The 16,543-nt window shown below is 47.5% G+C and carries 11 protein-coding genes; 7 read left to right on the top strand and 4 right to left on the bottom strand.

From position 1 onward, the window contains the following. Positions 1-117: 117 nt before the first annotated feature. Positions 118-5,505, bottom strand: a complete 5,388-nt coding sequence (locus FXO21_RS13090; RefSeq protein ID WP_149640494.1) for a S8 family serine peptidase — start codon at positions 5,503-5,505, stop codon at positions 118-120. A gap of 243 nt (positions 5,506-5,748) precedes the next feature. On the opposite strand from FXO21_RS13090, the gene FXO21_RS13085 reads away from it, so the two are divergent. Beyond that, positions 5,749-6,522 (top strand): shikimate dehydrogenase family protein, encoded by a 774-nt coding sequence (locus tag FXO21_RS13085; protein WP_149640493.1) that lies wholly within the window; start codon positions 5,749-5,751, stop codon positions 6,520-6,522. Here FXO21_RS13085 and ribD read toward each other — a convergent pair. Next, entirely contained in the window at positions 6,519-7,586 is a 1,068-nt protein-coding gene (gene ribD, locus FXO21_RS13080) for a bifunctional diaminohydroxyphosphoribosylaminopyrimidine deaminase/5-amino-6-(5-phosphoribosylamino)uracil reductase RibD (RefSeq protein WP_149640492.1), read from the bottom strand. The genes FXO21_RS13085 and ribD overlap by 4 nt on opposite strands. A 91-nt stretch (positions 7,587-7,677) precedes the next feature. Between ribD and prmC the strand changes: the two genes are divergently transcribed. Both prmC and FXO21_RS13070 read left to right on the top strand, forming a co-directional pair. Next, on the top strand, positions 7,678-8,538 hold the full coding sequence (gene prmC, locus FXO21_RS13075; protein ID WP_149640491.1) for a peptide chain release factor N(5)-glutamine methyltransferase: 861 nt from the start codon (positions 7,678-7,680) through the stop codon (positions 8,536-8,538). Positions 8,539-8,563: 25 nt separating this feature from the next. Next, a complete protein-coding gene (locus FXO21_RS13070; RefSeq protein WP_149640490.1) occupies positions 8,564-9,517 on the top strand; it encodes an AAA family ATPase in 954 nt (317 codons plus the stop codon). On the opposite strand, the gene yidD is transcribed toward FXO21_RS13070, so the two are convergent. Beyond that, positions 9,518-9,727 (bottom strand): membrane protein insertion efficiency factor YidD, encoded by a 210-nt coding sequence (yidD, locus tag FXO21_RS13065; protein ID WP_149640489.1) that lies wholly within the window; start codon positions 9,725-9,727, stop codon positions 9,518-9,520. Between the two features lie 50 nt (positions 9,728-9,777). Here yidD and lgt point away from each other — a divergent pair, with 50 nt between their 5' ends. Then, the gene (gene lgt / locus FXO21_RS13060) at positions 9,778-10,629 is read left to right on the top strand and encodes a prolipoprotein diacylglyceryl transferase (RefSeq protein WP_149640488.1); all 852 of its coding nucleotides are present in this window, start codon (positions 9,778-9,780) and stop codon (positions 10,627-10,629) included. 50 nt (positions 10,630-10,679) lie between these two features. Then, on the top strand, positions 10,680-11,294 hold the full coding sequence (locus FXO21_RS13055; RefSeq protein WP_149640487.1) for a hypothetical protein: 615 nt from the start codon (positions 10,680-10,682) through the stop codon (positions 11,292-11,294). A gap of 75 nt (positions 11,295-11,369) precedes the next feature. Here the strand turns inward: FXO21_RS13055 and FXO21_RS13050 are convergent, their stop codons facing one another. Further along, positions 11,370-11,909: an RNA polymerase sigma factor gene (locus FXO21_RS13050; RefSeq protein WP_149640486.1), complete on the bottom strand. Its 540-nt coding sequence runs from the start codon at positions 11,907-11,909 to the stop codon at positions 11,370-11,372. 457 nt (positions 11,910-12,366) lie between these two features. On the opposite strand from FXO21_RS13050, the gene FXO21_RS13045 reads away from it, so the two are divergent. Further along, the gene (locus FXO21_RS13045; RefSeq protein ID WP_149640485.1) at positions 12,367-14,292 is read left to right on the top strand and encodes a PfkB family carbohydrate kinase; all 1,926 of its coding nucleotides are present in this window, start codon (positions 12,367-12,369) and stop codon (positions 14,290-14,292) included. Beyond that, the gene (locus FXO21_RS13040) at positions 14,289-16,538 is read left to right on the top strand and encodes a ligand-binding sensor domain-containing protein (RefSeq protein ID WP_149640484.1); all 2,250 of its coding nucleotides are present in this window, start codon (positions 14,289-14,291) and stop codon (positions 16,536-16,538) included. The genes FXO21_RS13045 and FXO21_RS13040 overlap by 4 nt, the downstream gene beginning before the upstream one ends. Positions 16,539-16,543: the final 5 nt, after the last annotated feature.

Below are 16,543 nucleotides of genomic sequence, written 5' to 3'. Positions count from 1 at the left end.
TAAATCTGTAAAATAACCACATAAAAAAGCTACGTTTCGATGGACCAATGTTTAATGATCCATTTAGACGTAGCCTTTAAAAAAAGTAACGGTGTACCCCGGGTTAAGCGAGAAAATTTATTCTTTCAACAGCTTGAATGTCTGCTTATCCTTCCCATTCGCCACTTCGAGCATGTACAAACCTTTCGGAAGTGCATGCGAGGAAAGATCTATTTCCTCTTTTTGAAGAAAACCGGTTGCCTTTGCATTAGACTGTTTCACTAACCTGCCGTTGAGGTCATAGATATTCAGCAATACCGACTGGCTGGGATCTCCCCGATATACCACATAAAATACCCCAGCTGACGGATTGGGGTAAGTAGTCCATTCTGTTTTTTCATCAAAAACCACCGGCCTTACCATTGAATAGCTGAAAGTGCTGTCGGCATCGACCATTTTCAGCCGGTAATATCTGGCTCCTGATTTCATCGGCTCCTGATCAAGGAATGCATACCTGCCTCCGGTTAGTCTGCCGCCCCCGGTTACTCCTCCGATTTTGACAAATAGGCCTTTCCTGTACGCATCGTTGCCATTTGCCACCTCAATGTCAAAACGCTCAAAATTTTCCTCTGCGGCAGTTTCCCATTCCAGTATCACATCGTTGCCAGCTTCCATTCCTGTCTTTTTGCGGGCCTCAAAACGAATAAGGTCAACCGGTAGTGGGGAAGAATTGCCGATAAAGTTTTTTGCCAACCAAAACTCTGAAAAAGCCTTCATTTTCATTTCGACATAATACCCGTTGTCGTAAGGGACAATTGCTAATTCGGAGGCGGGATGAAAGGACCACCCTAGCTCGGTACTGTTTACCAGACTTCCGTCTTCCTTTGATTTATCTGCACCACGGTACTTTGAAATCCCCAACTCGAATGCATTGGCAGGTTTACCGCATGAATTACAGCCGGTCGCTGCCAGAAGTGCTTCAACTTCCGTTTCCAGGAAATACATGCGCACAGTTACAAAGTCGGCAGTACTGATATTGGCCGGTTTAACAGTAAAATTTCGGTTGAGGTAATATTGCAGATTAGCACTCCTTACCGCGCCGGAATGCAAATATGTCTGCACTGCCGTACTTCCCAGGTTCTGCCCGTTTGGGTTAACAGAGGCCACCAGCTTTCCGTTTTGCGTAAAATGGATCCAGTCGTTTCCTCCGTTCACAGTTTTTACAATGGGAGATGCCAGCGCGCCTTCGTCATAAATATTGCTGGCCTTATCGAAAATATGAATATCGTCCAGCGCAATCCCCTCGCGGTGTGTAAAACCGTCAGAGACCATCACAAACCTGATTTTAAGATCCTGAAATCCTGTGGGCAAAGGAATGGAAGCCACATGCCAGCGGATGTAGTCCTGGATACTCCATGCCCCTTTCGAGGAGTACGTTTTATTATACCAGTTAGTACCCTGCCCCGGGCTGCCCAATCTTGTCCAGGCACCCCCGTTTCCTGAATATTCGAGAGATACATAGTCGCATGGGTTCGGATCGCACACTTCGAAATCGAGGATCACGCTGAAACTCAGCATGGGTGAAGCAAGTCCCCCAACCTGGAAGCATGGCGAGTAGAGGTAAGATTCTTCTTTATCATTGTGGGTGCCCGACAGGTTTGTTTTCCAGATTTTACTGCCGCTCGCAGCCGAATTTACCACTGCCGACACCGGTGACCCGTACTGCCACGAGCTATTGATGCCCTTTGGACTCCAGTATCCGTCCCCGCCCTCAAAATTTTCCAGGTAAGGAAAAGTTGAAATCAATGGCGCATTGTAGAATGCCAGCAGGGTTGTGTCGTTCTCCCGGTAACTGTCTGTCTCAAATGCAGACCATACTTTCACCGTCTGGTTTCCCAAAGCGGATAAACCGGCTTTTTGAGAGAATGTGAAATCAATGGTTGTCCTTTTATCGATGGAGGGAATTACTTCTGAAACAATTTCTCCATTGTTCAGCTGGTAAAAAACCGGAACGTTCGTCAGTGCCCCGGCCGAACTGTTCCTTATTTTAACCGTAATATCTTCTGCATTGCCCAACCCGCAGCTTTCAGCTGCGGGAGCAACCATCGCAAGTACCTGAATGTCGTCGGTAACCGTGTAAATCTCGATATCATCGAAGGAATAGCCCGCGCCGCTGACATAATCAGCCGTTATTGATTTCCCCCACTGCCCAAACCGTACCTGAAAACTCGAAGAGAGATTTTTCCCGTTCGCCGCGAGCAGATTGCTGACTTCGATACCGGGCGAAGTTTTGTATCCGTTCTGCGCCAGATTTTGGTTAGCAAACAGATCGTAAGCTTCAATCCAGGGATCAGTATCGTTTCCACGAACCCATACCTTGTTGTTAGTATTCGTTTTCTGACCGTGATTCTTATAACTGAAATTCAACCTCACATCGTGAACGTCGATATCATAGGAGGAAAGGTTGAAAGTCCCTTCAAGGAAATTTGTATTTCCGCCTGTATAGTAACGGTTGGCATCCAGCGTCAACGCCCGCTGACCTGAACGGGCAAACCCGGAATTGACAAAAGTCCTGATCCGTCCTGCGTCTGTATCAGCCGAAAAATCATACCTGCCATCTCCTGCCAGACCAGTCTGATTGGTGACTACGGTCTGAACGGGGAGGTTCTCCATATTGTCCAGAAAGGGAAGGCTGAGCGGTTCATTCGGCAGTTGCCGGAAGGTTTTGACCAAGGTATCGTTGGCTGATACATGATCGGAAACGCTGTGGATGTAAACTTTGAAAGTATAATCTGCGGCGCCGGCCAGGTCTGCACCTACTGAAAACGTGTGGTCGTAGGTTTTCCCTTTTTCTATAAATGGTGTGATCGTTTCCAGCGGAATTTGCGTTCCGTTCAGTTCATAACCTACCTCAAAAGGTGCATTGGAATCCGTGTCATCCAGATTTTTAATTCTGATTTTAACAAAAACCGGATTATTCAATTGCGAAGAAGTATGCTGCCTGCCTGAGCCGGTGGGCGTGAGAATAGATTCTATTTTCAGATCATGATCAGAGATTGCGCCGCTGCAGGTACCCGAGTCGGGCTTGCGTGAAATAGCGACTGCGCGCCTTCCTGCATGTCCGTTCATCCGCGCGCGAACCGTCACAACATGTGTGGAGTCTTTGCGCATTCCGCTGAATGTATAGCTGGTGGAAGCGGTGAAACCGGCAGAAACCATTTCGCTCCCTTTCAATATCATCACCTCATAATCTGTCGCACCCGGCACGGCCGTCCACCCCAATGCGATATAACCCTCACATTGAAGATTGGCGAGGGTGAGCGTCGGAATACCGAGGATCGTAAATGCCTCACTGGTGCTTTGCACACCTGTGCTATTCTGGGTCACCCTGACTTTGGCCTGATCAGTCCGCACGCCAGCAGGGATTGTCCACAAAAACTGCCGGGTAGCTGCTGCCAGATTGTTCCCGATCGTAGTCCAGGCACCGCCGTTATTCACGCTGTATTCCACCGTGAAAGTGCTTGCAGTATTCCCAAATGCATCCCAGTGAATGTAAATGGCATCACCGTCCTTTAAACTTTCGTTACCAATGGGGTAGGTTAAGGTAAGTGAGTTCGGGATGATATCGTATACCACAACATACTCCTGTCGCGGGTTTTGTGCGACCGAAGTTCCCTTCACGGAGATCGTGTAAGCGCCTTCGGTTGGGTCGCTCATCGTGACCTGTTCAATATTATTGGTATTGTCGACTCCTGTCGTAGCCACGTTATTCACCCCGGCCGGAGTCGGATCTAACAGCCTTGGTAAAGTGGTTTTTCCTCCTTTGACTACCTTGAGATCGAGATTATGTACAAGGTTTTGCTCAGAGAGCACTGCCGCCGCCGGGTCGTTCCAGTATAACATGACTTTCAATTGCGCGGTATTGGAAGGGACTTCAATTGTAAAATCTTTGGTTGCATTATGTTCCAGCGAATCATTTACAAAACTTTCCGATTCGAGCATCTTTAACGACCGCAGCAGGTTCAACCACCCGAACCCATACTTATAGTCGGGACCCTCGTTCCCCTTGTCGACCGCCCCATTTGTTACCAGTGCTTTGAGCAGCGCATTTTTCGGATTTTGATTGTTATGAAGCTGCCGGTACCGCTCGGTCAATAAAGCAAGCCCACCGGCCACCGCTGGTGACGACATACTGCTTCCGTTTCCATTTCCATAGAGGTTAACGGGAATAGTCGACATTACCCCGCTACCCTGCGCTACGAGCTCCGGCTTGATACGTCCGTCCCGCACCGGTCCCCTGCTGGAACCGTTTGCGATAACGCCAACTTCAGAAGTGTTCCCGACGCTGATTACATTTTTCGAAGTCTGATATCCGCCCAACAAATTCCCGAAGCCGGCCGGCAGCGGGCCGCAGGTCTTTAACCCACTATTTCCGGCAGCAAATACGTGCTGCAGGTAAGGCAGGTCAAATGCCTGTCTGTCCAGTATATACGAATAGAGATCATAAATGCCGAAGGTCGCACAGGTATTGACGTCGCCGCCATAAGAATTGTTGGTGACGACCATTCCGAAATCCCTGACATACTGGGGAGAGAATGCGAGAATATTCGAGTAGCTCTGCACCACAATCGTAGCCTTGGGGGCATAGCCCGCAAAACGCTCGTTCATGAGCCCGGCGCCGGCCATAGTTCCCATCACATGCACCCCGTGAGCACCTGCTTCCATAGGGTTCCGGTTGATGATCCGGCTGTTGAAATCGATGTGCTGTAAAGGATTGGCTTCATCGCCTATACCAACAACTACCCCTTTGCCAGTCAGTCCGCGCCCAGCAGGCAATGTGGAAGCAAGTACATTCGCTCTGGAGTTTGTGAAAGTTTTGTTATTAAATCCCTTGTCGTCCTGCGGCTTGGGCTGTACATATTGTATAAAAGGAAGCCCGGCCAGATCTTTCAATTTGTCGGCAGCAACCTGCAATTCCAGGATCTGGTATGCGCTGAGCTGGTCGGAAACAATTTCAAATCCATTGGTTTTCAATTCGGCTTTGATCTCTTCTGGTGTAAACGACCTGGGATAGCTGATCCATACCTGAACGGTACCGGGGGTTTTGATCGCATAGGTGGGTATGTTACCGTGGACAAGCCCTGCGTGCATTTTTTGCTCAGGAGTCAGTTCAACGATCGCGCGTCCCTTTGTTCTTGCCAATGCGTTTTGGCTGCCTGAACCCGTAATTGTTGCTGTAAAAGCATTATTAGGAATGTATTCCAGCAGTTCAATGCCCTCTGCCCGCAGCCGGTCGCGCTCTTCCTGACCAGGTATTTCTTCGAATTGAATGATTACGAAAGACTTGTGGCCCACCAGTGCAGAAGAAGATCGCAGTGTTGCCCCCGGGCCGTTACCAATATTCTTCAGGGGCGTAAAGGCCCCGCTTCTTAACATCAGCCTATAATCCCTCTTTTGCTGTGAGAAGCATGGTGAGGAAAGTAAAAAAAGAAAAGCAATTGCGATGTAGAGTTGGGGCCATTTCATAAAATTTCAGATAAGAATATTAGGTAATTCTACCGTATTTGATAACATTTTACAAATTAATTCGGGCTAACTTTTTTAACCTAGTTGGTATTTACACAAACTGGTTCTACATTATTCGAACCAAACAGTGATTACGTCTACAACTTAGACGTGCAAACTGGCTTTTGGTCACATTAAAATTTTGCAATTGCCTCACCACTGGTCTAACTTAGCAGCTTCATAACAGCACCTGCCGGCAACAAAATGGATTTATACGGTTTAATCGGATACCCCCTTACTCACTCATTTTCAAAGAGATACTTTACTGATAAGTTCGTTCGCGAAAAAATCAAAGAGAGCAGCTATGAATTATTTGAAATGAAATCACTGGAAGATTTGCCGTCGCTGCTGGCAAAAAAAACCGACCTCAGGGGACTTAATGTTACTATTCCCTATAAGCAGGATGTGATCGCATACCTGGATGATCTGGACGACACTTCGGCTGAGCGGATTGGCGCTGTCAATACGATCAAGATTTATGCAGATGGCAGTACAAAAGGATTTAATACAGATTATTATGGTTTCAGACAGTCGCTCGTAGAATGGCTTGACAAGCGAGGTGAATCATGCAGTAATTTCAAAGCTTTGGTTTTGGGCAATGGCGGGGCTGCAAAGGCAGTAGTTGTAGCGTTGCGCGACCTGCATGTGGAGTTCCAGCTTGTATCCAGACAAAAAAGTACGGAATCGATTTTTTATCAGGAAGTGACTGAAGAAATGATGCGTGAACATTTGCTCATCATCAATACGACGCCGCTGGGCACTTTTCCCAATACCGAGGAATGCCCCGACCTGCCTTACCAGTGGGTAACTAAAAGACATTACCTCTATGACCTGGTTTATAATCCGGCCGAAACGCTGTTCTTGAAAAAAGGCGCCGAGCAGGGAGCTGCGGTTCAAAATGGTTTGAAAATGTTGCAGTTACAGGCGGAGAAAGCCTGGGAAATCTGGACCAACGAAGAAAACTTGTGGAGTGTTTAACCTTTTGAATAATAAGTCCAAAGGTCGTTTTCAACTTTTTCAGCATGTACATAAATGCCTTTGGGCGAAGGTGCAGGCGTGCCTTTCCCGATAGAAATCGCTCCCTGGCATCTCCTGATCTCATCCCAAAGTCCCGATTGCAGGAAAGCATTGATTACCGTTGTTCCCCCCTCGACAAAAACCGAGTGGATTTTGCGCTGCCAAAGCCCGTTCAGCATCTGTCGGATCTCATCGTCGCCGGAATTGATTTTAAGATAACTTACTGCATTGGCCTGAGCATATCGCTCAGGATCTGTGGGTAAAACAGTTTCTTCCAGGAAGTTGACGACAACAGACGGCTGTGAACCGTCAAACAGGTTCAGGTTTGCCGGAAGCTGTAAATAACGGTCAAGCACGATCCTGACCGGGTTATTACCTGCCCAATGCCTGACGTTCAATCTGGGGTTATCTGCCAGTGCGGTTTTATATCCCACCAGAATTGCATCCTCTTCAGTACGCCATTTATGAACACGCATATTGGAAAGCATACCGCTGATCGGCACCGGAGGGCCTTCTGAATGCCCTATAAACCCATCCGCAGTTTCTGCCCATTTGAGGATTATGTAAGGCCTTCGCTCAGTCATTGCTGTAAAAAAGCGTTTGTTAAGCGCTAGTCCTTCTTGCTCCAAAATGCCCGTTTCGACTTCAATAGCGGCTTCCCTTAATTTCCGGACTCCCCTTCCCGAGACCAGCGGATTGGGGTCTGAATTGCAGATCACTACTTTTTTCAATCTTTTGCTGATCAGGAGATCGGCGCAGGGAGGTGTCTTGCCGGTATGCGAGCAGGGTTCAAGTGTTACAAAAGCAGTAGCCTCCGGCAAAAGTGCGGCATTACCTTTTTGCTCCGCATCTTCAATAGCCCAAACCTCCGCATGCGGCCCGCCATATTGCCGGTGCCAGCCTTCGCCGATTATTGTGTCATTGTGTACAATAACGCAACCCACCATCGGGTTAGGGCTTACATTTCCCCTGCCGTGTTCTGCGAGCTGCAGTGCCCTGCGCATCCATTGAAAATCAGTCTCCATCCGGCAAAAATACAAACCTCTCTGAAAACACAGTTTTCGCGAGTTCCCATAATTTCTTAACTTTCCGACATTGCTATTAAAACCATTGGAAATGACTTCGGCACGCCAGCTATATTTATACATTGTAAAAAAAATAACGGTATATCCCGAAAAAGAGTCTCAGGCAATTACATTCATGTTGCTTGAACATTATATGCGGCTCCGCAACATCGACGTGCTGGTTGACCGCCCGATCCCGGACAATGCCGCCCAACCCGACTGGGACAACATCATTTCCCGCCTCAATAACAACGAGCCTGTCCAGCATATCATCGGTTCGACAGAGTTTTGCGGTCTGGAATTTCGGGTTTCTTCCTCTGTACTCATTCCGCGGCCTGAGACTGAGGAACTTGTCAGAATGGTGACCAGGGACTATGCTGAGCCTGATAAGGACATTGCCATTCTGGATATTGGCACGGGAAGCGGCTGCATTGCGATCGTTCTTGCGAGATTTCTGCCCCACGTTTCCGTTCATGCCTGGGACGTTTCTGACGAGGCACTTAAAGTTGCCCAGGAAAATGCACGCCAGCTGATCGCCGACGTCACTTTTGCAAAGCAGGATATGCTCAATATGACCCTGCCTTTACCCGGAAATATCCCTCAATTCGACTGTATCGTAAGTAATCCGCCTTATGTTACCTACTCTGAGCAGGAGCATATGCGCCCCAACGTGCTGCGATTCGAACCGCATGAAGCGCTATTTGTTGAAGACAGTGACCCGCTTCTTTTTTACAAAGCCATCGCCGATTTTGGCACACATTACCTGAAATCAAACGGAAAATGCTACGTGGAGATCAATGAGCATTTTGGCACCGAAACAAAAAAGGTATTTGAAGAAAGGAATTACCGCAATGTTGAAATCCTTCGTGATATCAATGGAAAAGACCGGTTTGTGAGAGCGATTTGGGGCTAATGCCTGCTAAAAACGACACTACTAAATGTACATAGAAAAAATAAAGGAAGTGCTCGATGAAATGGGCAAGGTAGTGGTGGGGCAGGATAAACTGCTGAACCGGCTGCTGATTGGCCTCTTCACCGGCGGTCATATATTACTTGAAGGTGTTCCGGGGCTCGCCAAAACCTTGACAATCAATGTAATGGCCAAGGTACTTCACCTCGAATTCAAACGCATTCAGTTTACGCCCGACCTGCTGCCTGCCGATTTGATCGGGACGATGATCTATAAACCGAAAATCGGTGATTACGAGGTAAAAAAGGGTCCTATCTTCTCAAACCTGATCCTGGCCGATGAAGTAAACCGTTCTCCGGCGAAAGTGCAGTCTGCGCTTCTCGAGGCAATGCAGGAAAAACAGGTGACGATCGGAGACGAAACTTATCTGCTCGACCGCCCATTTGTAGTGCTCGCCACCCAAAACCCGGTGGAACAGGAAGGTACCTATCCGCTGCCCGAGGCCCAGATCGACCGGTTTATGATGAAGGTATATGTGGATTACCTTGACAAAGCGAAAGAACTGGAAGTTATGCGGCGCATGTCGGATATCAACTATGATTACCAGATCAGGCCGATATTAAATAAAGAAGACATTTTTGCGATACGCGATAATGTGAATAAAGTGAACATCTCCGACACCCTCGAAAGGTATATTATCGAGCTCGTGTTCGCTACCCGCCGCCCGCTCGACTACGGTTTGCGCGAAGAGGCGCGTTACATTCAGTTCGGGGTATCTCCGCGCGCCACGATCTATCTTAACCGCGCGGCAAAAGCACTGGCCTATCTGGAAGGAAGGGACTATGTGTTGCCTGAAGACATCAAGGAGCTTGCCCCGGATATTATGAACCACCGGATCCTGCTCAATTATGAAGCCGAAGCTGACGGCGTGCGCACGATGACCATCATTGATTCGATCCTCAGAAAGGTTGCGATCGGCTGATCAGGGAACGGGATCATGCCCGTGCCCGCCCCAGGGGTGACACCTTGAAAATCGTTTCAACCCTAGCCAGGTGCCTTTAAAAGGCCCGTATTTCTGAATGGCTTCGATCATATATTGAGAACAAGTGGGCGTATACCGGCACGAATTCGGCAGGTACGGCGATAGTACACCCTGGTAGATCCGGACCAATCCTATGAGTAAAAATTTCATTTATCTTCTTGTCTCAAAATAGTATATTTGACAAATAACAACCCTTTCACATGATTTCGTACATTCTGTGGGACGCCAGTCCAGAAATATTTACCATTCCCGAATTTTTTGGCGTTGGGCCCTTTCCGGTACGTTGGTATGGTCTGCTTTTCGCACTTGGCTTTTTAGTTGGCCAACAGATCGTCATCCATATTTTTAAAAAAGAAGGCCGCTCCCTCGATGATATTGATGCATTGACACTTACCATGGTTTTGTCAATTGTAGTCGGTGCGCGAATCGGACATTTTATTTTTTACGAACCCGAAACACTATTCCGTAATCCGCTTGAAGTACTTATTCCGCCCTACTCCGGCTTGGCCAGCCACGGTGCAGCAATCGGCGTGCTCATTGGGTTATGGTTGTACGCACGGTCAAGGAGAGGCACCGGTCAGACATTTCTGTATGTGATCGACCGCATCATTATTACCGTCGCATTGGGTGGCGCATTTATTCGTTTCGGAAATCTCATGAATTCCGAAATCGTAGGCAAGCCGACAGACGTTCCCTGGGGTTTTGTATTCCTGAATAACACCGAATTCCGTCAGATACCCCGCCACCCTGCACAATTGTATGAATCAATATCGTGCTTCATTCTCGTCTTTGTGCTTTTCGCGATCTGGAACAGATACAAGGCCGCCACTCCGCGCGGCCTCATGGTAGGTGTTTTCCTTGTTTGGGTCTTTACCCTGCGTTTTTTATATGAGTTTTTGAAAGAAAACCAGGAAGCATTTGAAGCGAATTATGCGCTGAATATGGGACAGATATTAAGTATTCCGGCCGTGTTGCTCGGTATCTATTTTATCATTCAATCGAAAAAAATACCAATACCGGGAAATGCTGTACCGGTAACTCATAACCGCTGAATTCCTTTGTTTCTTTTATTTAAATTTGAAGGAAACAAAATTTCAAAAAGATGAAAACATCATCCATCCTGGGTTTTACTTTCGCCGCTGTATTGCTTCTTGCAAGTTGCGGTAATAAGGAAGAAAACACCTCAGAGCAGATCGAGGAGAGTGAAAATCCTGCCGATGCACTGCAGGCGCTGGCCGACAAAGCCAAAGAAATGGGCAAGCGGGAGGCTGTTGACCCTATTGATTTCCGGAAACTGAAAGAATTGATGCCGGAAAACCTGATCGGTCTGAAACGCACTGAAGCCACCGGCGAAAAATCCGGCGCGATGGGCTTTACCGTTTCCACGGCGCAGGCCAGGTACCAAGGAGATAACAATGCATCTCTTAAAATTGAAATCGTCGATACCGGCGGGATAGCTGGTGTATCTACGATGGCGCTGGCTACCTGGTCGATGGCTGAAATCGATAAGGAGACGACGGATGGCTACGAAAAAACCACGCAACTCGAAGGTTACAAAGCATTTGAGAAGTATAATAACGCCAGTAAATCAGGAGAGATCAATGTACTTGTCGCTGATCGCTATGTAGTAAACGTCGAGGGGGACAATGTATCGGTCGACCAGCTTAAAGAAGCTCTGAAAGATATTGATCTTACGGAATTGGCGGGATTGAAATAAGAAGTTAGGTCGTAAAAATGAAAACCAGAAGCTTTGCGGCTTCTGGTTTTTTATTGAATTCAGAAATATTTCGGCTCAGACCGTAGCGAAATCAACTTTATCCCGCAGGATCTGCTTTGCCTTCACGAGCTGGTTTTTGACGGTATTTTTAGATATCCTCAGAAATTCGGCGATTTCCTGATAAGATTTACCCTCTTCAATATTCAGTTTCAAAATCTGCTTCCTTTTGATCGAAAGCGAATCCACCGCTGCCTGGACAAGGTTAATCCTTCTTTCATTTTCTTCTTTTTCATCCTCTCCGGCTACCCTGATCATCTCCATATAGTTTTTCCGCAGCAACTCGCTTTTCTCAACTTTTTTGAAATAATCGAAAGCCATATTGCGCAGGCAGGTAAACAGGTAGGAGTTAAAATTGTAATCGGGCTTGATATGTGCGCGTTTCACCCATATTTTGATGAAAACGTCCTGAACCATATTCTCCGCCTCTTCCTCATCCTTTAAAAGCGATGTCGTGAAGCGCAGGGCGGGAGATTTGTAGTAGTTATAGAGTTCAGCAAAGGCGGCTTCATCGCCTTCGGTTACTTTTTGCAGGGTAATTTCATCAGGACAGGCCACGGTGGATCAGGTTTATCGTAGTAGAAAAAGGGTTCTCACTAAAAAATAATGTTGTTCAAAACAGCCCGGATACAGCCGATAATTTTGCCCGTTAATCTATCCGCGATGTTTTGTATTGAATGGTGCCTTGCAAATGTTTGATAAAACTACATCCTGATTTTAGATTTCAAATCGCAAAGTGCGTAAAAATATCTTCATTTTGCGCAAAGGATCGGGATTTAACAGTTTCATTATAAATGCTTAGCATTCGCTTCACGAGAAGGCATTTTTACTGTTTCAGGTTAAAAAATCTGTACTTCCTTTAGACGTAATTTCAGTAATCCGGTCACAAATTTTTCTTAACATTTTTTTAACACTGCGTATAAATGCGCGGGAAACGGATAGCCCGCCACCAGTTTCGGAGAGTATATTACCCCGAGAACACATCAAATATTCCTAAACTCACCAGCTCATATTTATGGACGAGAATAGCATCTCCATTATTCTAAAAAAAATTTCAACGGTCAAAATAGCCGTATATGGCGACTTCTGCCTGGACGCATACTGGGTAATGGACGAACGGGGTTCGGAAGTATCCATTGAGACGGGTTTGTGGACTGAAGCCGTTTCAACACATTATTACACACCGGGCGGGGCCGGGAACGTGGTTGCCAATCTGGCGGCACTCAATCCTGCCGGGATCAGGGTGATCGGTACGGTTGGAAATGATATGCAGGGCAGAGAACTGAGCGCACAATTAACGCAGCTCGGGGCAGATACCGCCGGACTTTTTGTTCAGGAAAAAGATTTTACCACCTATTGCTATCTCAAAAGGATCATAGACGGAAAAGAGCAGCCTCGCATTGATTTCGGGGTTTTTAACAAAAGAAGCGGCGAAACAGACGAGTTGCTATTGGGAGCACTTGAAAACGCGCTGGAAGAATGTGACGCATTGATCTTCAACCAGCAGGTTACAGGCAGCATAAATAACGAATCTTTCATTGCTGCGGCGAACCGGCTTTTTGCTAAATACAGCCACAAAATCGTGATGCTCGATTCACGCCATTTCAATGATCGTTTTGAAAATACATTCCTGAAAGCCAACGACCGGGAAATCGCCTCGCTGGCGGGAATGCACGTTACACCCGATGAAAGCATTACCATAAAAGATGTTATCAAATATGGTAATCAGGTTTTTAGTAAATCCCGGAAACCCGTTTTCGTAACCTGTGGTGAACGTGGGATCATCGCTTTTGATAAAAACAGGTATAGTGAAGTGCCGGGATTGCAGTTAAAAAACAAGCTCGATACCGTTGGTGCCGGCGACACCGCAATCAGCGCGATTACACTTTGCGTCGCAGCTGGTGTACCTCCCGCGCAAGCCGCTGAATTTGCCAACTTTGCAGCAGGGGTTACGGTTCAAAAACTGTTTACGACCGGTACTGCCAGCCCGGCAGAGATATTGGAGATCAGCAAGGAGCCCGATTACATTTTCAATGCAGAGCTGGCTGAAAATGAGCGCAATGCAGTTTACTTGCAGGATACCGAATTTGAATTGTGCTTCCCTTCCATTCTGGATCAGCTCGGCCATATCCGCTATGCGGTTTTCGACCACGACGGTACGATCAGCTCCCTCCGCCAGGGCTGGGAGGAAATTATGGAGCCGGTCATGATGAAATCTATTTTGGGGGACCGGTACGACAGCATTGACGCCGGGACATTTCACAAGGTACAGCTGGAAGTGAAGGAATTTATCCATAAAACAACCGGTATTCAGACGATTTATCAAATGGAGGGTTTGGTTAATCTGGTGCGCGATTTTGGCTTTGTACCGGAGGAAAAAATTCTGGATAAATTTCAATACAAAGAGTTATACAATGATGGATTGATGGAAATGGTCAGCAAAAGAATGGAAAGGCTGAGCAGCGGAGAACTCGGCCCAGACGATTATACAATGAAAGGAGCCGTAGCTTTCCTCCACGAACTCAGCGCAAGAGGCGTAAGAATGTACCTCGCCAGCGGAACGGATGTGGACGATGTTAAAAACGAAGCCGAAATGCTGGGTTATGCACATTTGTTTGACGGCGGGATTTACGGCGCATTGAAAGATTACACCAAGTTTTCGAAGAAGATGATCATTGAGAAGATCATTCAGGAAAACGGGCTTCGCGGGAATGAGCTGGCCGTGTTCGGCGACGGGCCTGATGAGATCAGGGAAGGCAGGCGGGCAGGCGGAATAGCAGTTGGAATAACGAGTAACGAAGTTCAGCGTTTTGGGCATAACCCGGCGAAACGGCCCCGGCTTGTCAAAGCTGGCGCTCAGCTGCTTATTCCTGACTTTTCTCAGTACAAAAAGCTGATCAGTCTGCTATTTCAAGAAAGTGCTAATTATGCGGAAGCATGACTTTTAATCCGGGTAAATGGTCTTTTGCGGCACTTTTAATCCTGATAATGTGGTCGTGCTCCCGCAAAGATGCGACTGACGACCAGGAAGGGTTTTATCAGGACGAGCCTTTCCGGCAGGAGTACCACGAACCTTCCATGATCGGAGAAAGTACCGAATCCAATGAAGTAAGGCGTATTTTTATTGATAAAAATGATAATGTATGGGCAGCTACTGCCGACGGTATTTACAAAAAAAGCACAGGACAAACGGACTGGAAAAAGGTAATAACCGGCGAAAATGATGGGCCGGCCTACGCTGTCTCGCAGGACAACGCAGGTACGATCTGGCTGGGAAACTGGAACGGATTGTATAGAATTGAAAATGATCTCCCGGTAAATGTGCCTGGGCCGCAAGGGCCAATTTCGGCGATCTGTACAAACGCAGGTACAGTCTATGCACTCGGACCAAAGGGTTTCTGGATCAACGGGGGGCAAGGTTTCAGACAAGATAAAAGCGATATCGCGAAATCTGTCCGGGACGTAATATCCGACGGAAATCGGGGACTTTGGATCGCGACCGACGTAGGTCTTTACCACTGGACAGAAAGTAAAACGCAGCATTATTATAAAACCGATGCATTAATAAGCGGTTATGCGAAAGGCCTCGCCTTTGATACCGGCCAGAAATTATGGGTTGGCGGCCTGGGCGGCATTACGGTCAGAAATGCAGCAGCGAAAGAAAAAGAGCTCCGCGTTAAAGACGGCATCCCTTCCGCTTACGTAACGGCCGTCAGGCGCGGTCCGGACAGTTCGATGTGGGCTGGCACGCAGCAAGGGGTGATAAGATTTCACCCCGATGGTACAAAATCATTGCTGTTTTCCAGAAGGTGGCTGCTCGACGACCAGGTCAATGACATTGCTTTTGACCAAAACGGAAATGCGTGGATCGCTACGCCGAAAGGAGTCAGCGTTATTCGAAAAAGAAAAATGACGCTGGCTGCGAAAAGTGATTTCTTTTACGAAGAGCTTATGAAAAGGCATATCCGGGCTCCGTGGATCGCAGGCCAGGCGCATTTGAAAATACCTGGCGACACGACTTCCTGGCAGCCGGAAGATGACGATAACGACGGGGAATATACCGGCAATTACCTCGCCATGGAAAGCTTCCGGCATGCCGCTACCAAAGATCCCGGGGCAAAGGCGAATGCAAAAAAGGCTTTCGGCTTTCTGAAACTATTGCAGGAAGTGACAGATACCGACGGTTTTTTCGCCAGAACGATCATTCCCTCAGACTGGAAGCAAATGCACGACGGCAACCGCGTTTTTACGGAAAAGGAAAAAGCCGATGAGCTGGTGAAAGAACCGAGGTTTAAGCCTGTCGAGGTCCGCTGGCATCTATCGAAAGATGGAAAATGGCTTTGGAAAGGCGATACCAGCAGCGACGAAATGTGCGGGCATATGTTCGGCTACTATTTTTATTACACGCTCGTGGCGGATGAAGCGGAAAAGAAAATCATAGCCGCGCATGTGGGAAAGCTGGTTGACCATTTGATGCGCAACAACCTGAACCTGATAGATATCGACGGGACACATACGCGCTGGTCGGTATGGTCGCCCGACAAGCTGAACCGTGACCCTGAGTGGCTGCCCGACCGGAACCAGAATTCAATGGAAATACTGGCGTTTATCAAGCTCGCGCATTTTATGACGGGTCAGGACAAATACCAGAAAGAATATCTCAGGCTGATTGAAAAGGAGCATTACCTGGATAATATGGCAGAGGTAACCAGCCAGAACCCGGCCTGGTTCATCTATTTCGATGTCATGTTACAGGCTTATCTCTACCCTATTTTTATCCATTGTGAGAAAGATCCCGAGAGGCTTAAATTTTACAAGGCGCATTTGGAAGAATGGTTTACGCACCGGAAAGACGACCACAATCCGCTGATCAATTTTATTTATGACTATTGTCTTCACAAAAAATCCGGGCTCAAAAACTCAGTCGATTTTCTGAAAGACACGCCCCTCGATCTGGTAGACTGGCCTATTGACCACCGTAAACGAGAAGATATCCGCATTGTCCGCAACCCGGTGCTTGAAGATGAGCAGGTGGACGTTTTACAACCTGCAAGTATAAGAATGACCGTTCGCTGGGATAAAAATCCCTGGACTGCGGCAGGCGGTAACCCGCAGGTCGAACGCGAGCCGGTATTCTGGCTCCTGCCTTACTGGATGGGCCGCTATCTGGGAATGATTTCTAAATAACGATT

This window comes from Dyadobacter sp. UC 10 (assembly GCF_008369915.1).
Taxonomy (GTDB): Bacteria; Bacteroidota; Bacteroidia; order Cytophagales; family Spirosomataceae; genus Dyadobacter.
Note: the sequence above shows the minus strand (reverse complement) of the source record. Positions and strands in the feature narration are given on the sequence as shown.

Excerpts from the sequence above, each read along its gene's own strand:
- FXO21_RS13045 (WP_149640485.1), top strand. The coding sequence starts at position 12,367 with ATGGACGAGAATAGCATCTCCATTATTCTAAAAAAAATTTCAACGGTC.
- prmC (WP_149640491.1), top strand. The coding sequence starts at position 7,678 with ATGACTTCGGCACGCCAGCTATATTTATACATTGTAAAAAAAATAACG.
- yidD (WP_149640489.1), bottom strand. The coding sequence starts at position 9,727 with ATGAAATTTTTACTCATAGGATTGGTCCGGATCTACCAGGGTGTACTA.
- FXO21_RS13055 (WP_149640487.1), top strand. The coding sequence starts at position 10,680 with ATGAAAACATCATCCATCCTGGGTTTTACTTTCGCCGCTGTATTGCTT.
- FXO21_RS13085 (WP_149640493.1), top strand. The coding sequence starts at position 5,749 with ATGGATTTATACGGTTTAATCGGATACCCCCTTACTCACTCATTTTCA.
- FXO21_RS13040 (WP_149640484.1), top strand. The coding sequence starts at position 14,289 with ATGACTTTTAATCCGGGTAAATGGTCTTTTGCGGCACTTTTAATCCTG.
- FXO21_RS13070 (WP_149640490.1), top strand. The coding sequence starts at position 8,564 with ATGTACATAGAAAAAATAAAGGAAGTGCTCGATGAAATGGGCAAGGTA.
- lgt (WP_149640488.1), top strand. The coding sequence starts at position 9,778 with ATGATTTCGTACATTCTGTGGGACGCCAGTCCAGAAATATTTACCATT.
- ribD (WP_149640492.1), bottom strand. The coding sequence starts at position 7,586 with ATGGAGACTGATTTTCAATGGATGCGCAGGGCACTGCAGCTCGCAGAA.
- FXO21_RS13090 (WP_149640494.1), bottom strand. The coding sequence starts at position 5,505 with ATGAAATGGCCCCAACTCTACATCGCAATTGCTTTTCTTTTTTTACTT.